Raw genomic sequence first — 23,239 nt, 5'->3', positions numbered from 1 at the left:
GCCGTACGTAAGGGGCGAGTGATTTTTGCTTACTTTTTTAGGCGCTTGTAAAAAAGTGAGTCGCCGTAAGGGCGAAACCGCCAGCCGCCGTTACCGAAGAAACGGATATGTACACATTCGCAATTCAAAGCGGCGCCACGCCTTCGACAATGATGACCTCAGCCAAAGCCACCCCCTCACGATACCCACGCGCCTCCTGATACACCGCCGAGTGATAGCACGCCACCGCCTGCTCATAGGAATCGAACTCGATCACCACACTACGCTGCGGCGTCGCCCGACCTTCCATCGCCTCGCTACGCCCGCCCCGCGCCAGAATCCGACCGCCATACAGGGCAAACGCCTGTGGCGCCCGCCGGGTGTATTGGCTGTACTGATCAGGGTCAGTGACATCCACGTGAGCAATCCAGTACGCCTTCATAGTGACCTCTCGATTTGTTTTGTATTATGGTATACCACATTACTCATCCCACAAACACCGAGACTCCAGCATGGCCTTCAACAGCATCGAAGAAATCATCGAAGATTACCGCCTCGGCAAAATGGTCCTGCTGGTCGACGATGAAGACCGGGAAAACGAAGGCGACCTGTTGCTGGCCGCCGACTGCTGCACACCCGAGGCGATCAGCTTCATGGCCCGTGAAGCCCGTGGCCTGATCTGCCTGACCCTGACCGACGAACACTGCAAACGCCTGGGCCTGGAGCAAATGGTGCCGAGCAACGGCAGCGTGTTCAGCACCGCGTTCACCGTGTCCATCGAGGCCGCCGTCGGAGTGACCACCGGTATCTCCGCCGCCGATCGTGCCTGCACCGTGGCCGCCGCCGTCGCCGCCAACGCAGGTCCTGCCGACATCGTGCAACCCGGGCACATCTTCCCGTTGCGCGCCCGGGAAGGCGGTGTGCTGACCCGCGCCGGCCACACCGAAGCCGGTTGCGACCTGGCCCGCCTGGCCGGCCATACGCCCGCCTCGGTGATCGTCGAAGTGATGAACGACGACGGCACCATGGCCCGCCGCCCCGACCTGGAAGTGTTCGCGCGCAAGCACGGGATCAAGATCGGCACCATCGCCGACCTGATCCACTACCGCCTGAGCACCGAACACACCATCGTGCGCATCGGTGAACGTGACTTGCCGACGGTGCACGGCACCTTCCGTCTGATCACCTTTGAGGATCGCATCGAAGGCGGTGTCCACATGGCCATGGTCATGGGCGATCTGCGCCGCGATGAGCCGACGCTGGTGCGCGTGCATGTGATCGATCCGTTGCGCGACCTGGTTGGCGCCGAATACAGCGGGCCGACCAACTGGACTTTGTGGGCCGCCTTGCAGCGTGTCGCCGCCGAAGGCCACGGCGTGGTGGTGGTGCTGGCCAATCACGAATCCTCCCAGGCGCTTCTGGAACGCGTGCCGCAATTGACCCAGCCGCCGCGGCAGTTCAGCCGTTCGCAGTCACGGATTTATTCGGAGGTGGGCACCGGCGCGCAGATTCTGCAGAACCTGGGTGTCGGCAAGCTGCGCCACCTGGGACCGCCGTTGAAGTATGCGGGCTTGACCGGGTATGACCTGGAGGTGGTGGAGAGCATTCCATTCACCGAATGATCCTCGGCTGAATGCAATCCCCTGTGGGAGCGGGCTTGCTCGCGAAAGCGGTATGTCTGACAGAGAGATGTCGACTGACACTCCCTCTTCGCGAGCAAGCCCGCTCCCACAGGGGGAATGCGTCGACACTGAAAAACCACTTTTGGCTGATAGCCGGTACGGCAAAGTGCTTGCACAAAGTTTGGAATACCATAATATGATATTCCATAGACCGAACAGTCAGCACTGACTCGACGGACCTACTGCTCCCGATAGGCGGGCACTCGAAGGCCCCGCTCATAAACACAACAATGAGGGCGTGAAAATGGTGTTGAACAAACGTGCGACCGCAGTACTTTTTGCGGGACTGCTGAGCGTCACCAGCCAGGCATTGCTGGCGGCTGAAAGCGTCAACTTCGTCAGTTGGGGCGGCAGCACCCAGGATGCGCAGAAGCAGGCCTGGGCCGATCCGTTCAGCAAGGCCAGCGGCATCACCGTTGTGCAGGATGGCCCGACCGACTACGGCAAGCTCAAGGCCATGGTCGAAAGCGGCAACGTGCAATGGGACGTGGTCGATGTCGAAGCCGACTTCGCCCTGCGCGCCGCCGCCGAAGGCTTGCTCGAACCCCTCGATTTCAAAGTCATTGATCGCGACAAGATCGACCCGCGCTTCGTCAGCGATCACGGCGTCGGCTCGTTCTTCTTCTCCTTCGTCCTCGGCTACAACGAAGGCAAACTCGGCGCCAACAAGCCTCAGGACTGGTCCGCGCTGTTCGACACCAAGACCTACCCCGGCAAACGCGCCCTCTACAAATGGCCAAGCCCTGGCGTCCTCGAACTGGCGCTGCTGGCCGACGGTGTAGCGGCGGACAAGCTCTACCCGCTGGACCTGGACCGCGCGTTCAAGAAACTCGACACCATCAAGAAAGACATCGTCTGGTGGGGCGGCGGCGCGCAGTCGCAGCAACTGCTGGCCTCCGGCGAAGCGAGCATGGGCCAGTTCTGGAACGGCCGGATTCATGCCCTGCAGGAAGACGGCGCCCCGGTCGGCGTAAGCTGGAAGCAGAACCTGGTCATGGCCGACATCCTGGTCATTCCCAAGGGTTCGAAAAACAAGGACGCGGCGATGAAGTTCCTGGCCAACGCCAGCAGCGCCAAGGGACAGGCCGACTTCTCCAACCTGACCGCCTACGCCCCGGTCAACGTCGACAGCGTGGCGCGCCTGGACTCGGCGCTGGCCCCGAACCTGCCGACGGCCTACGCAAAGGATCAGATCACTCTTGATTTCGCATACTGGGCCAAGAACGGTCCGGCCATTGCGACACGGTGGAACGAATGGCTGGTCAAATGAAAATGACGGCAACCGCGCCTCGACCTTCCACGGCCTCCGGGAGCGCCATCGGCGCTGCCGGTCCGGCAGTCGGCCAGCCCCTTGCAAAGCAACCCTCGCCGTCGCTGAAACAGCGTTGGCGTGGCGCCAGTAACCTGGTCCCCGCCCTGCTGTTTCTCGGCCTGTTCTTTCTCGCGCCGCTGATTGGCCTGCTGCTGCGCGGCGTGCTTGAGCCGGTGCCGGGCCTGGGCAACTACGAGCAACTGTTCGCCAACTCGGCCTATGCCCGGGTGTTGCTCAACACCTTCTCGGTGGCGGGCCTGGTCACGCTGTTCAGCCTGCTGCTGGGCTTCCCGCTGGCCTGGGCGATCACCCTGGTGCCGCGTGGCTGGGGGCGCTGGATCCTCAACATCGTGCTGTTGTCGATGTGGACCAGCCTGCTCGCCCGCACCTACTCCTGGCTGGTGTTGCTGCAAGCCTCCGGGGTGATCAACAAGGCGCTGATGGCGATGGGCATCATCGATCAACCGCTGGAGATGGTGCACAACCTCACCGGTGTGGTGATCGGCATGAGCTACATCATGATCCCGTTCATCGTGCTGCCGTTGCAGGCGACCATGCAGGCCATCGACCCGATGATCCTGCAGGCCGGTTCGATCTGCGGCGCCAGCCCCTGGACCAACTTCTTCCGGGTGTTCCTGCCGCTGTGCCGGCCGGGGCTGTTCTCCGGTGGCCTGATGGTGTTCGTGATGTCCCTCGGTTACTACGTGACCCCGGCGCTGCTGGGCGGTGCGCAGAACATGATGCTGCCCGAGTTCATCATTCAGCAGGTGCAGTCGTTCCTCAACTGGGGCCTGGCCAGCGCCGGCGCCGCGTTGCTGATCGTGATCACGCTGGTGCTGTTCTACTTCTACCTGAAGCTCCAGCCGGAATCCCCGGTTGGCGCCAGCAACGCGAGGTAAGCCGTCATGCTCCTGACCCCCAATGCCATGAGCCGCCGGATGCGCTTCGGCCTCTATGCCACCACCGGGCTGATCGGTCTGTTCCTGCTGCTGCCGATCGTGTTCATCGTGCTGCTGTCGTTCGGTTCGTCGCAATGGCTGGTGTTCCCGCCGCCGGGCTGGACGCTGAAATGGTACGGCCAGTTCTTCTCCAACGCCGACTGGATGAACGCGGCGATGGCGAGCCTCAAGGTCGCGGTGCTGACGACGTTCTTCGCCGTCGCGCTGGGCCTGCCGACCGCGTTCGCCCTGGTGCGCGGCCGCTTCCCCGGCCGCGAAATGCTCTACGGCCTGTTCACCCTGCCGATGATCGTGCCCCTGGTGATCATCGCCGTGGCGGTGTACGCGCTGTTCCTGAAACTGGGTTACACCGGGACCATGTTCGCCTTCGTGGTCAGCCATGTGATCGTGGCGTTGCCGTTCACCATCATCTCGATCATCAACTCGCTGAAGCTGTTCGATCAGTCGATCGAGGATGCGGCGGTGATCTGCGGCGCCTCGCGCCTGCAAGCGGTGTTCAAGGTGACCTTCCCGGCGATCCGCCCGGGCATGGTCGCCGGCGCCCTCTTCGCCTTCCTCGTCTCGTGGGATGAAGTGGTGCTGAGCGTGATGATGGCCAGCCCGACCCTGCAAACCCTTCCCGTGAAAATGTGGACCACCCTGCGCCAGGACCTGACGCCCGTGATCGCCGTCGCCTCGACGCTGCTGATCGGCCTCTCGGTCTTGGTCATGGTGATCGCCGCCGCTCTGCGCCGGCGCAACGAAATCAGCGCTTGAGCGCCAGGAGTACGACATGAGTGCAGTGATCAAAGATTCCGCGCAGCAAAATGACAAACCCCTGGTCAGCCTGCGTAACCTGAACAAGCACTACGGCGACTTTGCCGCCGTGGACAACATCTCGCTGGACATCAAGGACGGTGAATTCCTCACCTTCCTCGGCTCCAGCGGCTCGGGCAAAAGCACCACGCTGTCGATGCTCGCCGGCTTCGAAACGCCGAGCAGCGGCGAGATCCTGGTCAACGGCCAGTCGCTGGTCAACGTGCCGCCGCACAAGCGCGACATCGGCATGGTGTTCCAGCGCTACTCGCTGTTCCCGCACCTGTCGGTGCGCGACAACATCGCCTTCCCGCTGACCATCCGCAAACTGGCCACGGCCGAACGCGAGCGCCGGGTCGATGCAATGCTCAAGCTGGTGCAGCTTGAGCAATTCGCCCATCGCCGTCCTTCGCAACTGTCCGGTGGCCAGCAGCAACGCGTCGCCATCGCCCGCGCACTGGTTTACGAGCCACGCATCCTGTTGATGGACGAACCCCTCGGTGCGCTGGACAAGAAACTGCGCGAAGACTTGCAGGATGAACTGCGCCAGCTGCATCGACGCCTGGGCATCACCATTGTCTACGTGACCCACGATCAGGAAGAAGCCATGCGCCTGTCCCAGCGCATCGCGATTTTCAGCCACGGCAAGATCGTTGGCCTGGGCAGCGGTTACGACCTGTACCAGAACCCACCGAACGCTTTTGTCGCCTCGTTCCTGGGCAACTCCAACTTCCTCAAGCTCAAGGCCCAGGGCAATGCGGTGGCGACCTTCGAGGGGCAACCGCTGTCGATCCGTCTCACCGCCAGTCTGCAAACCGATCAGGACGTGCTGCTGATGGTACGCCCGGAAAAAGCCCTGGCCCTGAGCAATGAACAAGCCCTGGCCGAACCGCTGGCCGCCGGCTGGAACGAAGTCTCGGCCAAGGTCGTGGAAGTGCTGTTCCTCGGCGAAAGCCAGACCTGCAGCGTGATCACTGCCGGCGGCACCTCGATGACGGTCAAGGCACTGTCCGCCGCCGGCATGCCGCTCAAGGCCGGCGACCCGGTGCGGGTGCGCTGGGCCACCGCCGACGCCTGCGTCTACACCGAATGGGCCGAAAGCGACCTGAACAAGGCTGCCGGCGCTCACTGATCCATTGGCCTGCGCGCGCGGGCCACTATAATGAGTCACCCTCGGGCCACCACAACGTCGGGTTGTGGTGGCCTTTTTTCTGTCGCCTGTAAGATAAATTGGACAACGGATTCCTAAAATCCCGGTTTAATGCTAAATAGTGCTCAGTATTTTTAACACCCGACCCTGTCGTGCCACACAGTGCAACGAGAATAACGATATGAAAGTCCATTTCGAGAAAAGTGAAGTGTTTGGGACCCTCCACCTGCAAGCGGCGGTGGCAGCATGATCGAAGTTACCGAAGTTTCCATTGCCGAGCTGCGCGCCGCGCTCGAATCCGGCCAGACCACCTCGGTTGAACTGGTCCAGGCTTATCTCGCGCGGATCGACGCCTATGACGGTCCCGAGACGCCCACGGCACTGAACGCGGTGGTGGTACGCAACCCCGAGGCCCTCGCTGAAGCGCAGGCCGCCGACGCCCGTCGCGCCAAGGGCCAGACGCTGGGTCCGCTGGACGGCATCCCTTACACCGCCAAGGACAGTTATCTGGTCAAGGGCCTCACCGCCGCTTCCGGCAGCCCGGCCTTCAAGGACCTGGTCGCCTATCGCGATGCGTTCACCATCGAACGCCTGCGTGCCGCCGGGGCTATCTGCCTGGGCAAGACCAACATGCCGCCGATGGCCAACGGCGGGATGCAGCGCGGCGTCTACGGCCGTGCCGAGAGCCCGTACAACGCCGGCTACCTCACCGCCCCTTTCGCCTCCGGTTCGTCGAACGGTGCCGGCACGGCCACTGCAGCCAGTTTCGCGGCTTTCGGCCTGGCGGAAGAAACCTGGTCGAGTGGTCGCGGCCCGGCCTCGAACAACGGTTTGTGCGCCTACACCCCGTCGCGCGGCGTGATCTCGGTACGCGGCAACTGGCCGCTGACCCCGACCATGGACGTGGTCGTGCCGTTTGCCCGGACCATGGCCGACCTGCTCGAAGTGCTCGATGTGGTGGTGGCCGATGACGCGGATACCCGCGGTGACCTGTGGCGCTTGCAGCCTTGGGTGCCCATTCCGAAATCGTCCGAGGTACGCCCGCAATCCTATGCCGCACTGGCGGCGAACAGCGAAGCGCTCAAGGGCAAGAAGTTCGGCATTCCGCGCATGTACATCAACGCCGACCCTGAAGCCGGCACCTCCGAAGCACCGGGCATCGGTGGCCCGACCGGCCAGCGCATCATTACCCGTCCTTCGGTGATCGGTCTGTGGGAACAGGCGCGCAAGGCCCTCGAAGACGCCGGTGCGCAAGTGATCGACGTGGACTTCCCGCTGGTCTCCAATTGCGAAGGCGATCGCCCTGGCGCGCCGACCGTGTTCAATCGCGGCATCGTCTCCAAGGAATTCCTGCACCATGAACTGTGGGACCTGACCGCCTGGGCGTTCGATGACTTCCTGCAGGCCAACGGCGATCCGAAATTGAATCGCCTGGTCGATGTCGACGGCCCGCAGATCTTCCCTCACGACCCGGGCACCCTGCCCAACCGCGAGGGCGACCTGGTCGCCGGCATGGACGAATACGTGCGCATGGCCGAGCGCGGCATCACACCGTGGGACCAGATCAGCACAGTGCCCGATGGCCTGCGCGGACTGGAAAAGACCCGCAAGCTCGATCTGGAAGACTGGATGGATCGCCTGGGCCTTGACGCGGTGCTGTTCCCGACGGTCGCCGATGTAGCGCCGGCGAATGCCGATGTCGATCCGCAGTCGGCGGATATCGCCTGGAGCAACGGTATATGGGTCGCCAACGGCAACCTCGCCATCCGTCACCTCGGCGTGCCAACGGTCACCGTGCCAATGGGCGTGATGCCGGACATCGGCATGCCGGTCGGCCTGACGTTTGCCGGGCGCGCCTATGACGACTCGTCGTTGCTGCACCTGGCATCGGCGTTCGAGTCGACCGGGAACAAACGCATGATCCCGCCGCGCACCCCGCCATTGGCGGCTGACAAGCGCTGATGCGGGCGCTGGCCTGCCAGCGATGGTCGTTAACGATAACGCGTGTGAGCTGGATAAACGCGGTCCTTTGTAGGAGCTGGCCTGCCAGCGATGGTCGTTAACGATAACGCGGGTGAGCTGGATAAACGCGGCGCACTTGAGTCCATCGCCAGCAGGCTGGCTCCTACAGGTTCCCCGGGTTTTCAGGGATCGACCTGAGCCATCAGTTCCGGAATCGATTCCGGCCGATTGGCAAAACGCTGCGCCAGCACCGCACAGACCATCAGTTGAATCTGGTGGAACAGCATCAACGGCAGGATCAACACGCCAATGGTGCTACCGGCAAACAACACCTGCGCCATCGGCACACCCGTCGCCAGGCTTTTCTTCGAGCCGCAGAAAAGAATGGTGATGCGGTCTTCCTGATTGAAGCCGAACGCCTTGCCCAGTACGGTCGAGGCCACCAACACCAGCGCCAGGACCACGCAGCACACCACCACCAGCCCGACCAGGTCCAGCAACGGAATCTGGTGCCAGAGGCCTTCGATCACCGCCTCGCTGAACGCGCCGTAGACGACGAGCAAAATCGAACCCTGATCGACGAACTTCAGCCAACTCTTGTTGCGCCCCACCCAGTTGCCGATCCAGCGCCGCGCGATCTGCCCGGCAATGAACGGCAGCAGTAACTGCACGCTGATCTTGAGGATGGCGTCGAGGGTCGAGCTGCCTTCGCCATGCACATTGAGCAGCAGGGTCACCAGCAAGGGCGTGAGGAAAATCCCGAACAGGCTGGACGCCGCCGCGCTGCAAATCGCCGCCGGGATGTTGCCCCGCGCCAGCGAAGTAAAGGCAATCGCCGACTGCACCGTGGCGGGCAGCGCACACAGGTAGAGCATGCCCATGTACAGGTCGTTGCCGATCAGCGGTGACAGCAGCGGCTTGAGCGCCAGGCCGAGCAGCGGGAACAGCACGAAGGTCAGGCTGAACACCAGCAAATGCAGGCGCCAGTGCCCGGCACCGGCAATGATCGACTCGCGGGACAGCTTGGCGCCGTGCAGGAAAAACAGCAGCGCAATGGCGATGTTGGTCAGCCAGCCAAAACCGACCGCGACCTGGCCGCTGGCAGGCAGCAGGCTGGCGAGCGCGACCACGCCGATCAGGGTCAGGGTGAAGTTGTCGGGTAACAAACGGGGGCGCGTCATGGGTTGATCATCCGGGGGTTGCCAGTACATGAAAGCGACTCTAACGTGACTGGATATTACCGACTAACGCCGATGAGCCCACCGATGCCGCCTAAAGGACATGACAAAAGTATCCGGCGCAGTATTCCCGGGCTTTCCAGCCTGCCCAGGCCGCTCTACGGCCGTACCGAATCGCTGCCCAATCGCGCCCTGACCCGGCGCCACAGCCACCCGTGGGTGCAGTTGTCCTATGCGATTGCGGGCGTGCTCGAAATCCAGACCGGCGTCGGGCGCTTCGTCGCTCCGCCGGAGCGTGCGGTGTGGATTCCGGCGGGCATGCCGCACCGGGTGTTCAGTTCGCCGCGCACGGAAATGCGCAGCCTGTACATCGATTGCAGCGTCTCGACCTGGGCGCCGCCGGGCTGTCATGTGTTGGCGGTCAGCGATCTGTTGCGCGAGTTGATCCGTGCCTTCAGTCAGATTCCGGTGGAATACGATCAGGACGGTGCGCACGGCCGCTTGGCTCAGGTGATTCTCGATCAGTTGGCTGAGGCCCCGCAGATCGACCTGATGCTGCCCCTGCCCCAGGACAGCCGATTGCGGCAAATCGCGCAAAGCCTGGAGTCGCACCCCGAGCAACAAACCACCCTCAGTCACTGGAGCGAGCAATTCGGCGTCACCGAGAAAACCCTCAGTCGCCTGTTCCTGCGCGACACCGGCCTGACCTTTCGCGCCTGGCGTCAGCGTTTGCGCCTGCTCGGCGCCCTGACACCCCTGGAACAGGGCGAGCGCGTGACCGACGTGGCGCTGGCTTGTGGCTACGACTCGACGTCGGCGTTTATCGCGGCGTTTCGTCAGCAGTTTGGTGAAACACCGGGGGAGTTCTTCCGCTAGGCCTGCACCGTACAACCTGTGGGAGCGGGCATGGGATTTGTGCTCGACATCAATCAAATGTGGGAGCGGGCTTGCTCGCGAATGCGGAGTGTCAGTCAACACATTCTTGACTGACACTCCGCATTCGCGAGCAAGCCCGCTCCCACAATGGATGTTCGCCGCCCGCAGGATTTGTGTTCGACTCTCGGTGTTACTGATCGGACTTGATGCTGGTCCACACCCGCGTGCGCACCCGCTCGAGCTTTTGCGGCAATGGCTGCACGACGTACAGCGTCTTCAATGCCTCGCTGGTCGGTGTCAGGTTCGGGTTGCCGGTGATGTCCTTGTTGATCAGCGCCAGCGAGTCCTTGTTGGCATTCGGATAACCGAGGAAGTCGCTGATGGGTGCGATGACTTTCGGGTCCAGCAGGTTGTTGAGGAATTCGTGGGCCTCGGCGACGTTCTTCGCGCTTTTCGGGATGGCGAAGGTGTCGAACCAGATCGGCGCGCCCTCTTTGGGCAGGCGCCAGTCGACGACCACACCGTTACCCGCCTCTTTGGCGCGGTTGCCGAACTGATAGAAGCTGCCGGAGTAACCGATGGCCACGCAGATATCGCCGTTGGCAATGTCGGTCATGTACTTGGCGGAGTTGAAGTAGGTGACGTAAGGACGGACCTTGAGCATCAGCGCCTTGGCTTTTTCGTAGTCATCCGGGTTCTGGCTGTTCGGGTCCAGCCCCAGGTAATGCAGGGCCAGCGGCAGGATCTCCGACGGCGAGTCGAGCATCGCGACGCCACAGGCCTTGAGCTTCTCCATATTCTCGGGCTTGAACACCAGGTCCCAGCTGTCCACCGGCGCATTCTCGCCCAGCGCCGCCTTGACCTTGGCCGGGTTGAATCCGATCAGCACGGTGCCGTACATGTAGGGCACGCCGTACTGGTTGCCCGGGTCGTTCTTGTCCAGCAGCTTGAGCAACGCCGGGTCCTGGTGCGACCAGTTCGGCAGCTTGGACTTGTCGAGTTTCTGGAACACGCCCGCCTTGATCTGGGTTTCGATGAACTGGTTCGAGGGCACCACCAGGTCATAGCCCGAGTTGCCGGTGAGCAGCTTGGCTTCCAGGGACTCGTTGGTGTCGAAGGTGTCCCAGGTCACCTTGATCCCGGTGTCCCTGGCAAAATCCTTGGGTACGGACGGCAGGATGTAGTCCGCCCAGTTGTACACCCGCAATTCGTGCTGTTCGGCGTGCACCGCGCTGGCCAGCAGCGACAGTCCGCAAACGGTGGCGCCCAGTATGCGTTTCATTGAGTCCATGGAGCATTTCCCCAAGTGTGGCGTGAGTTCGATGGTTTTTATGTTCTGTACACGGCAGCGGCCTTGAAAATTGCCAAGGGCAAGGAAGTGGAGTTTCTGGTTGTGATTCTTGCCGAGGGCGTGGCCGGTTCACAGCGTGAGTCAGGCCAAAAGGAGATCGAAACGGCCAAAATACCTGTCCGCATTGATCAGCGGCGCGACAGTGCGGCGGCCAGCCCACGAATCGATTTTTGTGGGAGCGGGCTTGCTCGCGAAGAGGCCGGCAGATCCAACAGAGGTGTCGACTGACCCACCGCCTTCGCGAGCAAGCCCGCTCCCACAGTTTTGATCTTCAGTGAATGCCAATCCCATGGACGGCCACAATACTTGTGGGAGCGGGCTTGCTCGCGAAAGCGGTGTATCAGACACATTGATGTCGACTGGCACACCGTCTTCGCGAGCAAGTCGGATCGCCGCACCGCCGCTCCCACAGGGATTGTGGTGTGATTACAGCAGCGACAAGGTGTAGTTGATGATGAACCGGCTCTGGTCCACATTGCGACCGGCGTCGGTGTTCGATTTGGCATTGCGCAGTGTGAACCCCACCCCTTTGAACGTGCCCGACTGCAACACGTAGTCCAGGGTCATGTCGCGCTCCCATTCGGACTGATCGCTGGCGTTTTGCGCCTTGATGTCCGTGCCCTTCAGATACGCGATCGAGGCTTTCAGGCCCGGCACGCCCATGGGCGCGAAGTCGTAGGTGTATTGCCCGAAGTTCGTCTGCTCTCCGGCGCGGGCAAAGTTCTGGATCATCTTGTCGGTGGGCAGGTAGACACTGCCGCCGCCCGCCCCTTTGTCCACCAGGCTGCCCTGGTTGGGCTGGACGAAGTTGCTGCCGTCGCCCACCCGTTGATGACCCACCGACACCGCATGCCCGCCATGGGTGTAGGTGAGCATCGCCACCCAGGTGCTGTTGTCGATTTCACCGTCGTTGTCGTCGGTGTACCCGGATACCCGATAACCTTGCGCACGGCCGGAGGCTGTGCTGTTGGCACCGCTGGACGTGGTGCGGAAGTAGCGCAGGTCGGTGGTCAGTGAGCTGGCGCTGTCGATAGACAGAATGTGCGTCAGGCCGAGAAAGCTCTGGTTGTAGAAGTCTTCCAGCTGCGCGAAGTAATACTGCGTCTTGAGGCTTTTGCTGAGGTTGTAGTCAGCGCCGGCGTAGTAGAACTTGTTGCTGTCCTGGGTACTGCCGGCGACCGACAGCCCTGTACGGTCGGTCGAGGCACGCCCGACCGCGTGCTCGAGCACACCGCTGGTCAGGGTCAGGCCATCGATGTCGTTCGAGGTGACCTGCGCACCGGTAAACGATTGCGGCAACACACGCGCATCGTTGGCCAGCAGGATCGGCAACTTCGGCAGCAAGGTGCCATAGCGAAATTCAGTCCTGGCCAGGCGCATCTTCGCCGTGGGGCCGAAGCTGCTCCAGGTGTCGGCCGCGCCGTCGCCGTCGGAAGGAATCATGCCGCTACCGACGTGGCGCCCCGCTCCGCTGTCCAGCGTGATGCCGAGCAACGCCTGGGCATCGAGCCCGAACCCTAGCGTGCCCCGGGTAAATCCGGACTCATAGCGCAACACGAAGCCCTGGGCCGACTCTTCGGTTTTCGAAGGCTCCGCTGCGCCATCGCGATTGTCGCTGTTGAAGTACAACGTGCGCATCGACAGGCTGGCCTTGCTGTCTTCAAGAAAACCATGGGCGGCGGAATCGGCCGCCTGTGCACACAGCGAACCGGTGGCCAACAGGACTGCGGTGGGAATCGCGCGTTTGAACATAGGGTGCTCCTGGGTGTTTCTTATCGTTTTTGAAGGTTTCACCGCCAGGCAGGACCCGATTGCCGCCCACGCAACAGCGCTCAACACGAACACGACAACAGGCGCGCTCTATGAGTGATGCGAATTGTTCGAGGTGAGGGTTGACTGACTGGCTTGTGAAACTCTTAAAACATTTCGGCAGGCTATTATCAAACGCGGTGAAAGTAGTTTTCGTGGAGGGATAAGCCTTGTCGTGCAGGGGTATGGACGATCACTGTTTTTGCATATCGGTGCAGCGGATTTTCATCCTGCCGACCTCGTCGGCAGTGGGTTGAATCCACAGCCGAAAGCAGACGTTCCCAGGCACCTGCGAAGTTATGGCGACTTGGTCTACGTCCGTGGGAAATCAGTGCTCGCCATTGATCTTTCGTGAACGTACTTCTCAAATTGTTCGGCTGGCAGTGGCGCAGAAAACAGGAAGCCCTGATAGGTCTGGCAGCCATGCTTGACCAGAAAGGTGCGCTGAGCTTCTGTCTCCACACCTTCTGCAATCACCGAAAGCCCCAATATCTGGCTCAGGCTCACAATCGCGCAGGCGATGGCGGCGTCGTTGGAATCAACCAGCACATCCCTGATGAAGGACTGGTCGATCTTGAGTTGATCCAGCGGAAGGCTCTTGAGGTATGACAGTGACGAGTAGCCGGTTCCGAAATCATCCAGCGAAAGGCCTATGCCGATCTCTTTCAACTCGATCATTTTGGCAACAGTACCTTCAATATCCTCTATCAGCAGGCCTTCGGTCAGTTCCAGTTTCAATTTCTTCGGATCGGCCCCCGTGCGTCTCAGTACTTGCAGTACCTCCTCGACGAAGTCCGGATGGTGAAACTGGCGGGCGCTGACATTCACAGCCATACCCAGTCGGGCGGTTTCCGAATGCTTTGCCCAGGCAACCAGTTGAGCGCAGGCTGCCTGCAGCGCCCAACGGCCTAGCGGCAGAATCAACCCCGTTTCCTCTGCCAATGGAATGAACTCGCCTGGAAACACGACTCCGCGCTCAGGATTCTGCCATCTCATCAGTGCCTCTGCGCCAATGATACGGCCCTCACTATTGACCTGCGGCTGGTAATGAAGAAGGAACTCGTTGTTCTGTAAGCCTTGGCGCAAGTCTACTTCCAGTCTGGCGCGTGCCGTGGCAACCGCCTGCATTTCCGGATCGAAGAAGCGCATGGTATTGCGCCCCGCCGCCTTGGCTCGATACATCGCCAGGTCAGCGCGCTTCATAATATCGTCCACTGTGCTCAACTGCCCCTGGAACAGCGCAATGCCGAGGCTCGGGGTGCTGTGGTGCTCATAGCCATCCAACTGGTAGGAAATGTTCAGAGCGTTGAGAATCTTTTCGCCAACAGCCTTGGCCTGGATAGCGGCTTCTCGAGGGTTCTCATTAAGGCCATCCATCAGGACGACGAATTCGTCTCCGCCCAGGCGAGCCACGGTGTCGCTCTCGCGTATGCAGCCGCAAAGGCGCAGAGCAACTTGCTGCAGCAACATGTCGCCTCTGTCATGCCCCAACGTGTCGTTCAGTGCCTTGAAGTTATCCAGGTCAATGAGAATTATCCCGCTCGTATGCAGGCTACGGGAGCTGCCCGCCAGCAGATGCTGTAACCGGTCCAACATGAGCCGCCTGTTGGCCAGCCCGGTCAACTGATCGTAGAAAGCCAAACGCTGGACCTCTTGCTCAGCGGTCTTACGGTGGGTGATGTCAGTATTGATCGACAGAACGGATTGCGGCTGGCCATCATCGTCTCGCACCAGGGTTCGATGACTTTCGAGCGTGATGGTGCGGCCATCCCGGCGTCTAAGTGTAACTTCGTCCGCCCAGTCACCCGTTTCTATCAGGCTGTTAGTGGCCGCATTGAAAGCGGCGCTACCCTGGTAGATCAACTCCTGTGCCGATTTGCCGAGTGCCTCTTCCTTTGTCAGACCGTAGAGACGCTCGGCACTTTTGTTCCAGTACAGGATGCGGTTATCCATCCCGTGAACGACAATCGCGTCCTGGGCCTTGTCCAGCAGCGATGCTTGCTGGCGGGCCTGCATCTCGCTTTCGCGCAGCACTGCCAGATAACCTTCCCTTTCCGCGGCTTGCGACTCCATTTCGCGCCTGATCTTGCCCCCATAGATAACGGCCGCACTGACCATCAACAGCACGAACACCATGATCGCGTATTCGACCCGGCGCAGTTCCTCGACCGACTCAAGCTCCTCCTCCAGGAGCTTGCTTTGAATCAGGCCAACGCGATCGCGCACGGTACTGAGTGAGGCGAGCAACAGGGCATACTTCCTGTCCATCGTTGCCATGCGTTTGCCGGCATTATCCGACTGCCCCTCCCTGAAGTAGGAAAAGATCAGCAAGGCCTCGTTCACCATTTCGACCATCGCGGCATCTACTGCACCCACCTCATCCTTCAATGCAAGGGTAAAGGCTTGTATATCTGCACTGTGTTCAGCCTCATGGGCGATCCGTTCTTCCAACTGCTTTTTGGCCATTGCCAAATGCTCGTTGAAGGCGCGCAAGGCTTCATTCATGTTCCGCGATTCGGCTTCAACATGATGTGTATCGAACACATTATTGCCCGGCGCATTGACTGTGGAAGCCAGGCTGCCCAGCGTTGAATAGCTCGACAGCTGTTGGACCCACGATTGGTTTGCCTTGATGGAGCGGTGATAGGTATCGACGATCAGGTGATTCAATAGCACGCTCAGCACAACAACCAGCACGTCGAATCCCGCAAGAAAAAAGTACATGCGGTGCCATTTGGTCGAGCGCGGCTTGTTTGAACGGCTGGGAATGGCGTGCTGTGCGGCGCTTTTACTCCCGAAAAAATCCATTTCACAATCTCCAAACATAATCCTTCTAAATTGACCAATAGAAGCGGTATTCGGAAACCAGAAGCTATGCGTCTCAAGTGCTACGCCAACCAAGTATTCGACACTAAGCAATGCATTTGGCGATGCTGAATTTCATGGTGAAATTTTTTACTCTCCGAAGCGCCCAGCCGCACCGTAGCGAAAGTCGATTCGATCCTGAGTGATCCCGACGGGTCATTTCCAAGCAGCCTGCCGGACTGCCTGATCAGTTTCGACAGCAATTCAAGCATAGCCACTAATTTGCAATTATTCTGTTCGCCGACTGCTCCAGGTCGGTAGCAGCCCTTGACGCCGCGCATATGCAACGACTCTCCCCAGCAAGGCAGATAATGTCGGCAGTTGACCGTCATAGACTAATCTTCACCTTTGACGAACGCTAAAATGAAGGGTTGCCATGGGATGAGGCAGATTGGCAGTCACTCACTCGTTCCACGCGTAAAAAACACGTGAAAAAGTTAGATCAGATAAGTGACTGATTTATGGAAGATAAAACAGATATAACGGTTAACAAGGCGCCGCAACTTCTGAACGATCAAATCGAGCTGTACGGCGCCAGCACTGGCAACAGTCTGCGGGCCGCGATCGCCCTGGAAGAAGCCGGCGTCGCCTACACGGCACGCAAGCTCGACCTGTATGCACAGGAGCACCGCGGGCCGGACTACCTGGCGCTTAACCCGGCCGGGAAAGTGCCGACCCTGATCGATCACGGGACGACGCCGACGCTGGTCATCAACCAGTCCAACGCCATCATCCAGTACGCCGACTCCATTGCCCCCGGAAAGCTGGCACCGGCGCAGCCGGGACCTGTGCGCACCCGGGTGATCGACCGCTATTTCTTTTTCGTGACCGATGTCATCGCCCCCAGCCATGCCGCGTTTTTCCTGCACCAGGCAGGCCAGGACAAAGCGGCGGCGATCATCGATCTGCGGGTGATCGAACAACTGACCTACTCGGAAAGTTTTTTGACCGGGGAATTCATGGCCGGCGAACAGTTTTCCATGGCCGACATTTCGGCGTTCACCATTGCCATGGCATTCCGTGACCGGCTGGACTGGAAGCTGCTTCCACAGCTATCGCGCTGGTTCGACACGGTCGAAGCCAAGCCGGCGGTACAACGCGGCCTGAATGTGTTCAAGCATTCCTGAGCGATCAGCGAACACAAAAATGCCCGACATGCCGCCGGGCATTTTCAATCGAACACCAAACGATTTGCCTCAGTCGGTGTAGCCGAACCTCACCGCACGGCTTTCCTGCGCCTGGCTGCGCGTAGCGAGGCAGTAATACAACGGACATGTCACCACCAGCCCCACCAGCCACGACAGGTCCGCGCCGTCCACCAGATTGGCGTACGGCCCGACATACAGTGAAGTGTTGGCGAATGGCAGCTGCACGATGATGCCGATGAAGTAAGCAATGATCGCGTGCAGGTTGAAGCGCCCGTAGATGCCGCCGTCCGCGCGGAAGATCGAGGCGATGTCGTAGCGGCGACGCTTGATCAGGTAGAAGTCGATCAGGTTGATCGACGCCCAGGGCACCAGCACCAGCAACAGCGCCAGAATCAGGCCGATGAACTGCGAAATGAAGTTCGCCGAGGCCCCCAGCGCCACCACGCAGCAACCCGCCAGGACGATGCCCGACAACACCACGCGGACCTTGATGCTCGGCGTCCACTGGCTGGCGAAGGTCTGGATCGAGGTGATGATCGACAGCACTGCGCCATACAGATTCAGGGCGTTGTGGCTGATGATGTTGAGCAGGAACAGCACCATCAGGATCGGCCCCAGCCAACCGGTGGACTGCTTGACCGCCGCCATCGCCTCGGTGCCTTCAGGCGTCGCCAGGACCGCCACGGCACCGAAGGTGAACGACAGGATCGTGCCCAGGGTCGCCCCCAGGTAAGTGGCGAAGAACGGCCGGGTGATGCCGATGTCCGCCGGCAGGTAGCGCGAGTAGTCCGACACATACGGCGAGAAACTGATCTGCCAGATGATGCCCAGCGAGACCGTGGCCAGCCAGCCCGACAGGTTGAACCCGCCGCGAGTGAAAAAGTCCGCCGGCAGGTCATGGGCGAAGATGTAGAGGAAACCGGCGAGCAACGCGCTGCCCATGACCCAGGTACCGATGCGGTTGAGGGTGTGGATGAAGCGATAACCGATCACCCCGATGGCCGTGGCGCTGAGGGCGCCGATCAGAATGCTCGCCGGTACCGGAACCGACGGCACAATGCCGACAATCGATTTGCCTGCCAGCACGATGTTGGAGATGAAGAAACCGATGTAGATCAAGGCGGCGAAGAACACGATCAGCAGCGCGCCGTAGCGGCCGAACTGACCACGACTCTGGACCATCTGCGGAATGCCCATGCACGGCCCCTGGGCCGACGCCAGCGCAATCACCACACCGCCGACCATGTGTCCGAGGGCAATCGCCAGCAGGCCCCAGAACAGATTGAGGTGAAACACCTGGACCACCATCGCGCCGGTGACGATGGGCAGTGGCGCGATGTTGGTGCTGAACCACAGGGTGAAAAGATCGCGGGCCTTCCCATGGCGCTCTGCGAGTGGAACGTAGTCGACCGTATGGTTCTCGATTAACGGATCTTGCCGGGACATCTGGGACATGTGCATGAACTCGAGTTTGTCTGTTCTTATCTTTGTATGAAGCCAAACCGGGGGGACTCTCTGGTCGCCCCTCAGATGCGGACCATATTATGGTATTCCAAGCTTTAAACAAGACTGATCCGGTCTTTGAACAAGCCTCTGAGCCGGTATCCTGCCCGATTCAAGCCCACACTGCCTAGCCGATGCCCCCGTAATCATTGGGTTTGCGACGAAAGCCGTACGTTTATCGGTTCACTCAAAAAGACCTTGCAATCGATGTATTACGGTATACCATCAGACCTACAAACACATAAAAACGCGTCACACCACCCGAGGACCGTCCAATGATCGATGCCGCCATCTACAAACAAGTCATGGGCTCGTTCCCGTCCGGAGTGACCGTGATCACTACGCTCGATGAAGATGGGCAAATCGTCGGCCTGACCGCCAGCGCCTTCAGCTCGCTGTCGATGGACCCGGCCCTGGTGCTGTTCTGCCCCAACTACAGCTCCGACTCCTACCCGGTCCTGATCAGGAACAAACGTTTTGCGATCCACGTGCTGTCCGGCGGCCAGCAAAGCGAAGCCTATGCCTTCGCGCGCAAAGGCAAGGACAAGGCCCAGGGGATCGAGTGGACGCTCAGCGAGTTGGGCAACCCGATCCTGGCCAACGCCACGGCGGTCATCGAATGCGAGTTGTGGCGCGAATATGAAGGCGGCGACCACGCCATCATGGTCGGCGCGGTGAAGAACCTGATCGTGCCCCAGCAGAGCAGCGGGCCACTGGTGTATTGCCACGGCAAGATGGGCGCCCTGCCTGTTCTGGCCTGATCCCTCTGATATCACCGCATCCCCCTGTGGGAGCGGGCTTGCTCGCGAAGACGGAGTGTCAGTCAACACATATGCCGCCTGGAAGTTCGCTTTCGCGAGCAAGCCCGCTCCCACACTGGTTAGCGTTAGCCGCGAAGAGAAGTCATTTGCGGAAATTATGTATTATGGTATACCAATAACCATCAGGCCCGCAGTCGACAGGCCAACAACAAAAGATCCGAGGTAAGTGTCATGAAGTTTTCCCTGTTCGTACACATGGAACGTTGGGACGAAAGCGTCAGCCACCGCCAGTTGTTCGAAGACCTGACCGAACTGACGCTGATGGCCGAAGCCGGTGGTTTCAGCACCGTGTGGATCGGCGAACACCACTCCATGGAGTACACCATTTCGCCGAGCCCGATGCCGTTGCTGGCTTATCTGGCGGGCAAGACCACCACCATTCACCTCGGTGCCGGCACCATCATCGCGCCGTTCTGGCATCCGCTGCGGGTGGCCGGTGAATGCGCGTTGCTCGACGTGATCAGCAACGGGCGCATGGAAGTCGGCCTGGCCCGTGGCGCCTACCAGATCGAGTTCGACCGCATGGCCGGCGGCATGCCAGCCTCCTCCGGCGGCCAGGCGTTGCGGGAAATGGTTCCGGTGGTGCGGGCCTTGTGGAACGGCGACTACGCCCACGACGGCGACATCTGGAAATTCCCCACTTCCACCAGCGTGCCCAAGCCGATCCAGCAGCCGAACCCGCCGATGTGGATCGCCGCCCGCGACCCAGACTCGCACAACTTCGCGGTGGCCAACGGCTGCAACGTCATGGTCACGCCGCTGATGAAAGGCGACGAAGAAGTCCTCGACCTGAAGAACAAATTCCAGGCCGCCCTGGACAACAATCCTGGCGTGCCGCGTCCGCAACTGATGGTGCTGCGTCACACCCACGTGCACACCGCTGACGATCCAGAAGGCTGGAAAGTCGGGGCCAAGGCGATATCCAAGTTCTATCGCACCTTTGATGCCTGGTTCGGCAACAAGACCACCCCGGTCAACGGCTTCCTCGCGCCGAGCCCGGAAGAGAAATTCGCCGGTCGCCCCGAGTTCGAACTCGAGAGCCTGCACAAGACCGCCATGATCGGCACCCCGGAAGAAATCATTCCGCGCATCAAGTACTACCAGGAACTGGGCGTGGACGAATTCAGTTTCTGGTGCGATAACAGCCTGCCCCACGCGGAGAAGAAAAAATCCCTGGAGCTGTTTATCAAGCATGTGGTGCCAGCGTTCCGCTGATTGCGCCGCCCTGCGACATCAACTGTAGGAGCGAGCTTGCTCGCGATGGACGCCAACGATAACGCGGGCCATCTGAATGAACGCGTTGTCCAGAGTTTTTCGCAAGCGAGCTCGCTCCTACAGGGGGGTCGATTTCCATGTTCACTGATCGTCTCCCATCACTCGCCCTCCCCTCCGGCGCCGCGCGGGCTTATCTACGCGGTGAATGGACCGCCTCGCACCTGCATTTCAAGCGTCTGCGCGCCAGCGTTTCGGCCAAGCAGAACGGCTTCTGGCAAATAGTTCACTGAGCCCACCCGAACAGCCAATCACGCACCCCGCGTCTCGCCATGGCCTGGCGCGTGCGGTGTCTTGTATTCGCCTTTGATCAGGTTTGCCTAATGAACAATAACAACGCGCTGTTGATCATCGACATGCAGCAGGAGGATGGCTTCGTCCTGGAGAACCTCGACAGGGTGGTCGCCCATGCCGCCGCCCTGCTCGATACCGCCCGCCATCAGCGGATGCCTGTCATCTATACCCGCCACATCAATCAGGCCGACGGCAGTGACCTGCCCCACGGTGAACCCCTGGCCGCCGACGGTGGCCCCGGCGGTTACCGCGCCGGCACCCGGCAAGTGGAAATCATCGAGTCGCTGACGCCGCAGCCAGGTGAATGGATCATCGACAAGGGCCGGTACAGTGCCTTTCACCGCACCGACCTCGACACCCGACTCAAGGCAATGGAGGTCGACACACTGATCGTCTGCGGCGTGTTGACCGACGTCTGCGTGCTGACCAGCGTGTTCGATGCCTTTGCCTTGGGCTATCGCGTACGCCTGGTCAACGATGCCTGCACCACGACCACCGAGGCCGGGCATTATTCGGCCCTGTTGATCATGGCCAACTGGGTCTACTCGCTGGAAATCCTCACCACGACCGAATGCCTGCGCGCCCTGGAACAGCGCGACTACCTGAGCCTGATCCCCGAGCGTCCGGACCTGTTTGCCCACCAGCCCCATGAGCTGCAAAGCACCATCGCCCGTCTGCAATCCCGTCTCGTCCGGACTCAGGAGTGATCGCCATGCAAGTCGAAAAAAGAAGCATCGATTTCATCCCCGAGACCGAACGCCACGGCAAGCCGGGTTCGCTGTTCTATATCTGGTTCGGCGCCAACATGAACATCACCACCATCGCCTCCGGCGTGCTGCCGGTGGTGATGGGGCTCAACCTGTTCTGGAGTGCGCTGGCGATCATCGTCGGCTCGTTGCTGGGGGCGATTTTCATGGCCTCCCACTCGGCCCAGGGACCGAAGCTGGGCATTCCGCAAATGATCCAGAGCCGGGCACAATTCGGCGTATTGGGGGCGGTGTTTCCGCTGCTGTTCGTGATGCTGATTTACCTGGGTTTCTTCGTCAGCAACACCCTGCTCGCGGCCCAGGCGCTGGAGTCCGTCAGCCCGCTGCCGATGTCCGGCAACATCTACCTGATCGGCGCGTTGTGCTTCGTCGTCGCCCTCTATGGCTATCGGTTGATTCACCGCTTGCAGAAGCTGCTGTCGATTCTGTCGCTGGTGGTGTTCGTGGCCGCCACGGTACTCGCCTTGCAGTTGCCGATCCCGGCCGAACAATGGCTGCCGACCGGTTTCTCGTTGTCGAAGTTCCTGGTGGCGGTGAGCATCGCCGTAACCTGGCAACTGTCCTACGCGCCTTACGTCGCCGACTACTCGCGCTACCTGCCGAGCAATACGCCGACCGCCCAGGTGTTCTGGTACAGCTACGCCGGCACAGTCAGCGGTGGTGCGTGGATGATGATTCTCGGGGCGATCCTGAGCGTCGGCATCGGCGACTTTTCCAGCAACGTCGGCGGGCATGTCGCCGGTTTGTTCGGCACTGGCGCGGTGCTGCTGTTCGCCTTCATCGTCTATGGCCAGGTGTCGATCAACGTGTTCAACCTGTACGGCGCGTTCATGTCGACCATCACCGTGATCGAACCGTTTGCCCGACTCAAGGTGACGCCGCGGGTGCGCGGTGTGTTCATGCTGCTGATCAGCCTGGTGGCCACGGCCCTGTGCACCATCAGTCAGGACAACTTCATCAACTTCTTCCTGAACTTCATCTTCTTCATGAGCTACTTCCTGATCCCGTGGACGGCGATCAACCTGGTGGACTACTACTGCCTGCGCAAAGGGCAGTACCGGATTGACGACATCTTCGACCTGAACGGGATCTACGGGCGAGTCAACCGGATTGCCTGCGGCAGTTTCCTGTTGGCGATCGCCCTGGAAATTCCGTTCATGAACACCACGCTGTACGTTGGCCCGGTGGCCACGGCGCTGGACGGGGTGGATCTGGCGTGGGTGGTCGGGTTGCTGGTGCCGGCGGTGAGTTACTACTGGCTGATGAAAATGACCGCGCGCGTCAGCGTACCTGCTTAGTCATCAGCATTTGACGGCAAAAAAGATCGCAGCCTGCGGCAGCTCCTACAAAGGCAAGACGTACATCCTTGAGCTGCCGCAGGCTGCGATCTTTTGATTCTCAACGACCGACCAAATTGCAGGCAAAAAAAATCCCGGGCAGCTGATGGACGCCCGGGACTTAAAAATGCATAAACCGTGGTGGTGAACGCGGCGCGGATATTACGGAATATTTCGGC

General features: G+C 60.5%; 20 protein-coding genes. 14 read left to right on the top strand and 6 right to left on the bottom strand.

Translation table 11 applies throughout. The features are described from left to right. Nucleotides 1–124 precede the first annotated feature (124 nt). Entirely contained in the window at nucleotides 125–421 is a 297-nt protein-coding gene (locus PMI26_RS10390) for a DUF1330 domain-containing protein (RefSeq protein ID WP_007976236.1), read from the bottom strand. A 70-nt stretch (nucleotides 422–491) separates the two neighbouring features. Between PMI26_RS10390 and ribBA the strand changes: the two genes are divergently transcribed. From ribBA to PMI26_RS10420, 6 genes are all read left to right on the top strand, one after another. After that, nucleotides 492–1,601 (top strand): bifunctional 3,4-dihydroxy-2-butanone-4-phosphate synthase/GTP cyclohydrolase II, encoded by a 1,110-nt coding sequence (gene ribBA / locus PMI26_RS10395; protein ID WP_007976234.1) that lies wholly within the window; start codon nucleotides 492–494, stop codon nucleotides 1,599–1,601. 304 nt (nucleotides 1,602–1,905) lie between these two features. After that, nucleotides 1,906–2,931, top strand: coding sequence for an ABC transporter substrate-binding protein (locus PMI26_RS10400; protein WP_007976232.1), 1,026 nt, complete (start codon nucleotides 1,906–1,908; stop codon nucleotides 2,929–2,931). Beyond that, nucleotides 2,928–3,872, top strand: a complete 945-nt coding sequence (locus tag PMI26_RS10405; protein ID WP_007976229.1) for an ABC transporter permease — start codon at nucleotides 2,928–2,930, stop codon at nucleotides 3,870–3,872. The genes PMI26_RS10400 and PMI26_RS10405 overlap by 4 nt, the downstream gene beginning before the upstream one ends. A gap of 6 nt (nucleotides 3,873–3,878) precedes the next feature. Further along, nucleotides 3,879–4,688: an ABC transporter permease gene (locus PMI26_RS10410; RefSeq protein WP_007976227.1), complete on the top strand. Its 810-nt coding sequence runs from the start codon at nucleotides 3,879–3,881 to the stop codon at nucleotides 4,686–4,688. Between the two features lie 16 nt (nucleotides 4,689–4,704). Beyond that, entirely contained in the window at nucleotides 4,705–5,859 is a 1,155-nt protein-coding gene (locus tag PMI26_RS10415) for an ABC transporter ATP-binding protein (protein WP_007976224.1), read from the top strand. Between the two features lie 264 nt (nucleotides 5,860–6,123). Then, entirely contained in the window at nucleotides 6,124–7,839 is a 1,716-nt protein-coding gene (locus tag PMI26_RS10420) for an amidase (protein ID WP_007976222.1), read from the top strand. A 182-nt stretch (nucleotides 7,840–8,021) separates the two neighbouring features. Here the strand turns inward: PMI26_RS10420 and PMI26_RS10425 are convergent, their stop codons facing one another. Further along, entirely contained in the window at nucleotides 8,022–9,020 is a 999-nt protein-coding gene (locus PMI26_RS10425) for a bile acid:sodium symporter family protein (protein WP_033048036.1), read from the bottom strand. Between the two features lie 84 nt (nucleotides 9,021–9,104). Between PMI26_RS10425 and PMI26_RS10430 the strand changes: the two genes are divergently transcribed. Further along, a complete protein-coding gene (locus tag PMI26_RS10430; protein WP_007976218.1) occupies nucleotides 9,105–9,893 on the top strand; it encodes an AraC family transcriptional regulator in 789 nt (262 codons plus the stop codon). Nucleotides 9,894–10,083: 190 nt separating this feature from the next. On the opposite strand, the gene PMI26_RS10435 is transcribed toward PMI26_RS10430, so the two are convergent. Continuing rightward, nucleotides 10,084–11,184, bottom strand: a complete 1,101-nt coding sequence (locus PMI26_RS10435) for a polyamine ABC transporter substrate-binding protein (protein ID WP_007976216.1) — start codon at nucleotides 11,182–11,184, stop codon at nucleotides 10,084–10,086. Between the two features lie 15 nt (nucleotides 11,185–11,199). On the opposite strand from PMI26_RS10435, the gene PMI26_RS31460 reads away from it, so the two are divergent. Next, on the top strand, nucleotides 11,200–11,472 hold the full coding sequence (locus tag PMI26_RS31460; RefSeq protein ID WP_007976214.1) for a hypothetical protein: 273 nt from the start codon (nucleotides 11,200–11,202) through the stop codon (nucleotides 11,470–11,472). A 198-nt stretch (nucleotides 11,473–11,670) separates the two neighbouring features. On the opposite strand, the gene PMI26_RS10445 is transcribed toward PMI26_RS31460, so the two are convergent. Beyond that, on the bottom strand, nucleotides 11,671–12,996 hold the full coding sequence (locus PMI26_RS10445; RefSeq protein WP_007976213.1) for an OprD family porin: 1,326 nt from the start codon (nucleotides 12,994–12,996) through the stop codon (nucleotides 11,671–11,673). 369 nt (nucleotides 12,997–13,365) lie between these two features. Continuing rightward, nucleotides 13,366–15,861: a putative bifunctional diguanylate cyclase/phosphodiesterase gene (locus PMI26_RS10450; protein WP_007976211.1), complete on the bottom strand. Its 2,496-nt coding sequence runs from the start codon at nucleotides 15,859–15,861 to the stop codon at nucleotides 13,366–13,368. A 563-nt stretch (nucleotides 15,862–16,424) separates the two neighbouring features. Between PMI26_RS10450 and PMI26_RS10455 the strand changes: the two genes are divergently transcribed. Then, nucleotides 16,425–17,045, top strand: coding sequence for a glutathione S-transferase family protein (locus PMI26_RS10455; protein WP_033048035.1), 621 nt, complete (start codon nucleotides 16,425–16,427; stop codon nucleotides 17,043–17,045). Nucleotides 17,046–17,114: 69 nt separating this feature from the next. Here the strand turns inward: PMI26_RS10455 and PMI26_RS10460 are convergent, their stop codons facing one another. Then, entirely contained in the window at nucleotides 17,115–18,521 is a 1,407-nt protein-coding gene (locus PMI26_RS10460; protein WP_007976208.1) for a purine-cytosine permease family protein, read from the bottom strand. A gap of 323 nt (nucleotides 18,522–18,844) precedes the next feature. Here PMI26_RS10460 and PMI26_RS10465 point away from each other — a divergent pair, with 323 nt between their 5' ends. From PMI26_RS10465 to PMI26_RS10480, 5 genes are all read left to right on the top strand, one after another. Next, the gene (locus tag PMI26_RS10465; RefSeq protein ID WP_007976207.1) at nucleotides 18,845–19,330 is read left to right on the top strand and encodes a flavin reductase family protein; all 486 of its coding nucleotides are present in this window, start codon (nucleotides 18,845–18,847) and stop codon (nucleotides 19,328–19,330) included. Between the two features lie 231 nt (nucleotides 19,331–19,561). Next, nucleotides 19,562–20,605, top strand: a complete 1,044-nt coding sequence (locus tag PMI26_RS10470) for an LLM class flavin-dependent oxidoreductase (protein WP_007976204.1) — start codon at nucleotides 19,562–19,564, stop codon at nucleotides 20,603–20,605. Between the two features lie 137 nt (nucleotides 20,606–20,742). After that, nucleotides 20,743–20,895 (top strand): hypothetical protein, encoded by a 153-nt coding sequence (locus tag PMI26_RS31630; RefSeq protein WP_007976201.1) that lies wholly within the window; start codon nucleotides 20,743–20,745, stop codon nucleotides 20,893–20,895. 90 nt (nucleotides 20,896–20,985) lie between these two features. Further along, on the top strand, nucleotides 20,986–21,663 hold the full coding sequence (locus PMI26_RS10475; RefSeq protein WP_007976199.1) for a cysteine hydrolase family protein: 678 nt from the start codon (nucleotides 20,986–20,988) through the stop codon (nucleotides 21,661–21,663). Between the two features lie 5 nt (nucleotides 21,664–21,668). Continuing rightward, nucleotides 21,669–23,021: a purine-cytosine permease family protein gene (locus PMI26_RS10480; RefSeq protein ID WP_007976197.1), complete on the top strand. Its 1,353-nt coding sequence runs from the start codon at nucleotides 21,669–21,671 to the stop codon at nucleotides 23,019–23,021. Nucleotides 23,022–23,239 lie beyond the last annotated feature (218 nt).

Origin of the sequence: Pseudomonas sp. GM33 (genome assembly GCF_000282295.1) — a bacterium.
GTDB lineage: Bacteria > Pseudomonadota > Gammaproteobacteria > Pseudomonadales > Pseudomonadaceae > Aquipseudomonas > Aquipseudomonas laurylsulfatiphila.
The sequence above is the reverse complement of the archived record's forward strand: the minus strand, read 5'-3'. Positions and strand labels throughout refer to the sequence as shown.

What these genes read in the sequence shown, in the direction of transcription:
- PMI26_RS10430 (WP_007976218.1), top strand. Translation starts at nt 9,105, where the DNA reads ATGCCGCCTAAAGGACATGACAAAAGTATCCGGCGCAGTATTCCCGGG.
- PMI26_RS10415 (WP_007976224.1), top strand. Translation starts at nt 4,705, where the DNA reads ATGAGTGCAGTGATCAAAGATTCCGCGCAGCAAAATGACAAACCCCTG.
- ribBA (WP_007976234.1), top strand. Translation starts at nt 492, where the DNA reads ATGGCCTTCAACAGCATCGAAGAAATCATCGAAGATTACCGCCTCGGC.
- PMI26_RS10460 (WP_007976208.1), bottom strand. Translation starts at nt 18,521, where the DNA reads ATGTCCCAGATGTCCCGGCAAGATCCGTTAATCGAGAACCATACGGTC.
- PMI26_RS10405 (WP_007976229.1), top strand. Translation starts at nt 2,928, where the DNA reads ATGAAAATGACGGCAACCGCGCCTCGACCTTCCACGGCCTCCGGGAGC.
- PMI26_RS10420 (WP_007976222.1), top strand. Translation starts at nt 6,124, where the DNA reads ATGATCGAAGTTACCGAAGTTTCCATTGCCGAGCTGCGCGCCGCGCTC.
- PMI26_RS10450 (WP_007976211.1), bottom strand. Translation starts at nt 15,861, where the DNA reads ATGGATTTTTTCGGGAGTAAAAGCGCCGCACAGCACGCCATTCCCAGC.
- PMI26_RS10465 (WP_007976207.1), top strand. Translation starts at nt 18,845, where the DNA reads ATGATCGATGCCGCCATCTACAAACAAGTCATGGGCTCGTTCCCGTCC.
- PMI26_RS10445 (WP_007976213.1), bottom strand. Translation starts at nt 12,996, where the DNA reads ATGTTCAAACGCGCGATTCCCACCGCAGTCCTGTTGGCCACCGGTTCG.
- PMI26_RS10390 (WP_007976236.1), bottom strand. Translation starts at nt 421, where the DNA reads ATGAAGGCGTACTGGATTGCTCACGTGGATGTCACTGACCCTGATCAG.
- PMI26_RS10400 (WP_007976232.1), top strand. Translation starts at nt 1,906, where the DNA reads ATGGTGTTGAACAAACGTGCGACCGCAGTACTTTTTGCGGGACTGCTG.
- PMI26_RS10425 (WP_033048036.1), bottom strand. Translation starts at nt 9,020, where the DNA reads ATGACGCGCCCCCGTTTGTTACCCGACAACTTCACCCTGACCCTGATC.
- PMI26_RS10480 (WP_007976197.1), top strand. Translation starts at nt 21,669, where the DNA reads ATGCAAGTCGAAAAAAGAAGCATCGATTTCATCCCCGAGACCGAACGC.
- PMI26_RS10410 (WP_007976227.1), top strand. Translation starts at nt 3,879, where the DNA reads ATGCTCCTGACCCCCAATGCCATGAGCCGCCGGATGCGCTTCGGCCTC.
- PMI26_RS10435 (WP_007976216.1), bottom strand. Translation starts at nt 11,184, where the DNA reads ATGGACTCAATGAAACGCATACTGGGCGCCACCGTTTGCGGACTGTCG.
- PMI26_RS10470 (WP_007976204.1), top strand. Translation starts at nt 19,562, where the DNA reads ATGAAGTTTTCCCTGTTCGTACACATGGAACGTTGGGACGAAAGCGTC.
- PMI26_RS31630 (WP_007976201.1), top strand. Translation starts at nt 20,743, where the DNA reads ATGTTCACTGATCGTCTCCCATCACTCGCCCTCCCCTCCGGCGCCGCG.
- PMI26_RS10475 (WP_007976199.1), top strand. Translation starts at nt 20,986, where the DNA reads ATGAACAATAACAACGCGCTGTTGATCATCGACATGCAGCAGGAGGAT.